This window comes from Candidatus Latescibacter sp., assembly GCA_030692375.1.
Classification (GTDB): domain Bacteria; phylum Latescibacterota; class Latescibacteria; order Latescibacterales; family Latescibacteraceae; genus JAUYCD01.
The window spans coordinates 1-4,451 of sequence record JAUYCD010000222.1 but is presented as its reverse complement, the minus strand read 5'-3'; the positions used below and the strand labels follow the sequence as shown (position 1 = coordinate 4,451).

The following is a 4,451-nucleotide window of genomic DNA, read 5'->3' as shown; positions in this document are numbered from 1 at the left end:
AGGCTGTAAGGTTAATTCGAACCGATTATCGATATGGAAATGTGGAAAACGATACTGCCGTTTACCACATTACCACATCCCGACTTCAATAAAAGTAAGATGTTTCTATTGGTAGCTTCTTTACACTTTCCTCTTGACTTGTCTCATAGAAGGGGGATAAAATAGACAAACCATTCTACCGCCGATGGTAACGGTTACCCCCCTTAATAAGGGGGGATGTCCGAAGGACAGGGGGGATCCTAACCCGCAACAAGCTGCACGGTAAATCCGTATGAATACCTTTGCTATACGAACCGACAATCTCGTGCGCGATTTTAAAACGGTGCGTGCGGTGGATCATGTTTCTCTGGAAGTGCCGTCCGGGATTGTTTTCGGTTTTCTCGGACCGAACGGCGCAGGAAAGACCACCATGATCCGGCTGCTTCTCGGGCTTCTCGAACCGACCGGCGGCCATGCAGAGGTGCTGGGATGCGAAATACGCTCCCAGGCAGGGGCTGTACGGGAAAAAACCGGAGCGCTCCTCGAATACACCGGCCTCTACGAGCGTCTCAGCGCCGGGGATAACCTCGAGTTCTATGGCCGGGCATGGCGCATGCCCCGCCCGGAGCGCCAGGCCCGCATCCGGGAGCTGCTTACCCATTTCGGCCACTGGGAACGTCGGAACGAACGGGTCGGAACCTGGAGCCGCGGGATGAAACAGAAACTGGCGGTGGCGCGGACGATCTTGCACCGTCCCTCACTGATTTTTCTTGATGAGCCGACCGCCGGTCTCGACCCGGTGGCATCCGCTGCTTTGCGCGACGACCTGGCTGCACTGTCCGCGCGCGAAGGCATAACGATATTTCTCACAACCCACAACCTAACTGAAGCGGAAAAGCTCTGCGCCATGGTCGGTGTGATCAACCGTGGAAAACTGATTACTGTCGGTCATCCCGACGAGCTCCGTACCCGGAGCGGTAAAGCCCGCACGGAGATAATCGGGCAGGGTTTCACTGAAGGGATGCTCGAATCCCTGCGAGAACGTCCCAATATAGAATCAGTCGAACATGAAAACGGCCGTCTCTGGATCGCTTCTGCAGGAGAAGCCCCCATGTCGCCGGTGATAAGGTTCCTGGTACAGGCCGGAGCAGAAATAGAGGAAGTCCGCAAAGGGAAAGCGAGCCTGGAGGAGGCATTCCTCACTCTCATGGAGGAGGAAAAATGATATCGGACATACTGACTGTCATCTGGAAAGAGGCTAAGGAATATTTCCACCAGCGCGGCTCCTCACGGAGCACAGTTCTTATGATGGTAGTCCCGCTCCTGGTTCTCGGTATAGTCATGCCGCTGCAGTTCGGGAAAGCCTGGATCCAATCGCCGGTTTCTCTGATCGCCTGGACCTGGATTCCGCTCCTCCTGGCCGTCAATATCATCGCTGATTCCATCGCCGGTGAACGGGAACGTCACACCCTGGAGACCCTTCTCGCCAGCCGTCTTTCCGACACCGCCATTCTGCTGGGAAAACTCTTCGCCTCCATGCTGTATGCCCTCGTCATGACCTTCCTCATCATCATTACCGGGATCATCACGGTGAATCTCCGGTTTTTTGGCGGAGGAATTATTTTTCTCCCGGTCAGCTTTCTTGCTGTCGGGATGCTGGCCTCCATTCTGGGGACCGGGTTCGCGGTGAGCGCCGGGATTCTCGTTTCGCTCCGCGCCGCCACTGTCCGTCAAGCATTGCAGACACTGAGCTTCGGGATTATCATCATTTCCGTTCTCCCCACGATGCTTTACACTTTGCTGCCTTCAGTGATGAGGAAAAGCATCTCTCTTTGGCTGGATTCGGTGAACGGTGTCCATGCGGCTGCGGTGATTTTCGGCTTTCTTTTTGCGCTGGATATGGTTCTGGTGATGCTTTCGATGAAACGGTTCAAGAGGGAGAAACTGGCGGTGGAGTGAGAGGAAAGAGACAAAGCCTGCTTTATGTATAAAAACAATTTCCCGCTTTTTACAATAGATGCCGAAACAAGTTCGGCATGACGTTTTCCAGTTTCACTGTTTATTCACCGGAGCAATAATAAGTCGTACATTACAGATTGTCCGGCACCTTCGTGTTCATTTAACCTCATATCCAATGTACAAGGCGAAGGAACCAAATAATCCCAACAATTACAAGTACTAGTATTATTACTAAAGTTTCCTTGTTGAGTGAAGGAATGTTGTTACGAGATTCTGGTACTTCCCCATCAAACCCCCTCAGTGATGTCATCGGGCCAGGGCTATGTCTGGAACTGGAGTAACGGCGTCCACGTGCCATTTTTGGTCACCTCCTTCAGTTTAGAAGTAACAATGAAGTATTATGTCAATAATTTTGTCACAATAAAATATCATTTCTTATAATATAATCCTGTCACTATATTTGTCAATACATTTATTTCAAAAAAAATGGGCGAACATTCCTGCCCGCCCCTTTTTCATTATAACATCCCCTTGTTTTTTATTTCTGCTGCCCTTTCATCGCATTCACGTAGTTGATGAGGACGGTCATATTCCGGATGAATGCATTTGTGGAAATGTAGTCCTGGTCGGAAGTGTCGCGGTAGGGCGAGGTGTCGGTTTCATCGCCCATGTTTGTCGATGCATAGGCGTCGGTCGGCTCGGTTTTGACTCCATCGCCAATATAGGGATGGCTTGTTTCCTCATGTTTCACCAGCCAGCGGTTCTGGCTGTCGAGAGCCGCGAGAATCTTCCTTACCTGTTCCTCGCTCGGGGCCGGGCGTTTGGAGTAGTTCATGGCGGAAGCGGTAAAGCTCTGGCTCTTCACATCATAATATCTCTGCGGCATCACTTTGCCGGTGTACCGGCCGTGGAGGAACGGGGAGTCCTTCGTGGCCTCTTCCACGGTCATCGCCTTTAGAGCCTCGAATTCCTTGCGTAGCTGAGCCACATTGAAATTCTGTTTCATACCGTAATGAACGTTCGGGAGAGCATCGCTGTTGTTCACATAATAGAAGCCGTGGATGACATTGGATCCCTTGCGATGCACGAAAAGCGGCTTGTCTGTGCCTATTTCCACGAAGACCGGGTGGGTGTACTTCCCTCCCTCGGACATGCTTTCCGGGAGACGGCATTTCTCCAGCCAGTCGAGCGCCGCTGGAATACCCATCAGGAACTTGCTCTCGCCGGTGAGGCGGTAGAAGCGCTCCAGAAGACGGATATGAACTGCGGTATAGCCGGGCAGGAGAGCGTTCGGCTCGTATGTCCGGGCGCCGGCGGGTTTGAGGTCCATGGTGTACTGCTGGCCCCAGCCAGCCTGAGGCGCACCCTGTTGGGTGACGATGTAGAAGTTCATTCCCCGGTTAATGGGATCGAGAAAACGTTCCTCGCCCAGGGTCAGGTAGCACAGCGTGAGGAAATTTACATTCTCCCATACCACATCATCGTTGAAAGTGAAGAAGGAGGTGTAATCCGGCTTTCCGTGGTGGACGAAATCATACCTGAGAGGATAGCGCTGAGGCCAGCCGCCGATCGGGTACTGGCTCTTGAGCACAAAGTCGATGGCCTTGTCCAGAGGATACTTGTATTTTGGGTCCAGGTTTTCGAGGTACATTCTGAGGAGAAATTTAGCCGCATCGGATGAGACATCGTCATCGAATGTGGCGTTGCCGTAGTAGTGCTGGAATTCCTCCAGGCGCCAGCCATTTTTGCCGATGGTGTTGTACCAGGACTTGAGGGAGCGGTCGCCTGCAAAGTCCACGATGTAATTCCAGCCGCCACAGTCGAGCTGCCCCCAGATGGCCGCGTTGGCTGCCTTTTCCGCCGCCTGGAAGAAATAGGGGTCCCCGGTGGCGTGATAAGCGTCGAGGAAAAGATGGCCCATGCTCGTGGTCCCGGGTGGCTGCATCCAGATCATCGTGTCATAGGCTTCCATCTCGCCCCAGCGGCGCGAGAGGTCGGGCAGGTAGCTCCATACATACCCGCCGTTCGTACTGACCGTTTCGACCATGTACCGAGTCGCGTTCTTCATGGCGGAGAGAACCTGGTCCTGAAGGGGAGCTTCTTTTTTGGCCTTGGCTGCCTGCACGGGCGAGGCCAGGAGCGCTGCAACTACCAGGAGAGAGACGCAGCGCGCTGCGTCTATACTCATTCGGATGTAACGTTTGGGGTTACCGAACATGGTGTTTCCTCCGAAGTTATTATTATTTCTTGCTATTTTCTAATAGATCTTCGCAAAAAAAGTCATTTAGTTTATTTCCCCGTTGTTTCTGTGCGAACTTTACTAGCCGGGTTATTCAAAAAATATTTCCGTTCTGTAAACCTCAAAACTACAGCCCCCTAGATCCCCCAAAGGGGGACTTAAATGACTAAATAACAAAACGTAACAGATATTTTACTAACTATGTTGCACTTACGTGTTATTATATTTACCTCGTTAAGTCCCCCTCTGGGGGATTTAGGGAGCTGCCTTCTCA

The 4,451-nt window shown here is 52.1% G+C and carries 3 protein-coding genes; 2 read left to right on the top strand and 1 reads right to left on the bottom strand.

Annotation, left to right across the window (positions count from 1 at the left end):
* The first annotated feature begins 271 nt into the window (after positions 1-271).
* The gene (locus Q8O92_13605) at positions 272-1,204 is read left to right on the top strand and encodes an ABC transporter ATP-binding protein (GenBank protein MDP2984350.1); all 933 of its coding nucleotides are present in this window, start codon (positions 272-274) and stop codon (positions 1,202-1,204) included.
* A complete protein-coding gene (locus tag Q8O92_13600) occupies positions 1,201-1,938 on the top strand; it encodes an ABC transporter permease subunit (protein MDP2984349.1) in 738 nt (245 codons plus the stop codon). Before Q8O92_13605 ends, Q8O92_13600 begins: the two co-directional genes overlap by 4 nt.
* Before the next feature lie 538 nt (positions 1,939-2,476).
* Here the strand turns inward: Q8O92_13600 and Q8O92_13595 are convergent.
* The gene (locus Q8O92_13595) at positions 2,477-4,156 is read right to left on the bottom strand and encodes a pectate lyase (protein ID MDP2984348.1); all 1,680 of its coding nucleotides are present in this window, start codon (positions 4,154-4,156) and stop codon (positions 2,477-2,479) included.
* Between the last annotated feature and the right edge of the window lie 295 nt (positions 4,157-4,451).

What these genes read in the sequence shown, in the direction of transcription:
- Q8O92_13600 (MDP2984349.1), top strand. Translation starts at nt 1,201, where the DNA reads ATGATATCGGACATACTGACTGTCATCTGGAAAGAGGCTAAGGAATAT.
- Q8O92_13605 (MDP2984350.1), top strand. Translation starts at nt 272, where the DNA reads ATGAATACCTTTGCTATACGAACCGACAATCTCGTGCGCGATTTTAAA.
- Q8O92_13595 (MDP2984348.1), bottom strand. Translation starts at nt 4,156, where the DNA reads ATGTTCGGTAACCCCAAACGTTACATCCGAATGAGTATAGACGCAGCG.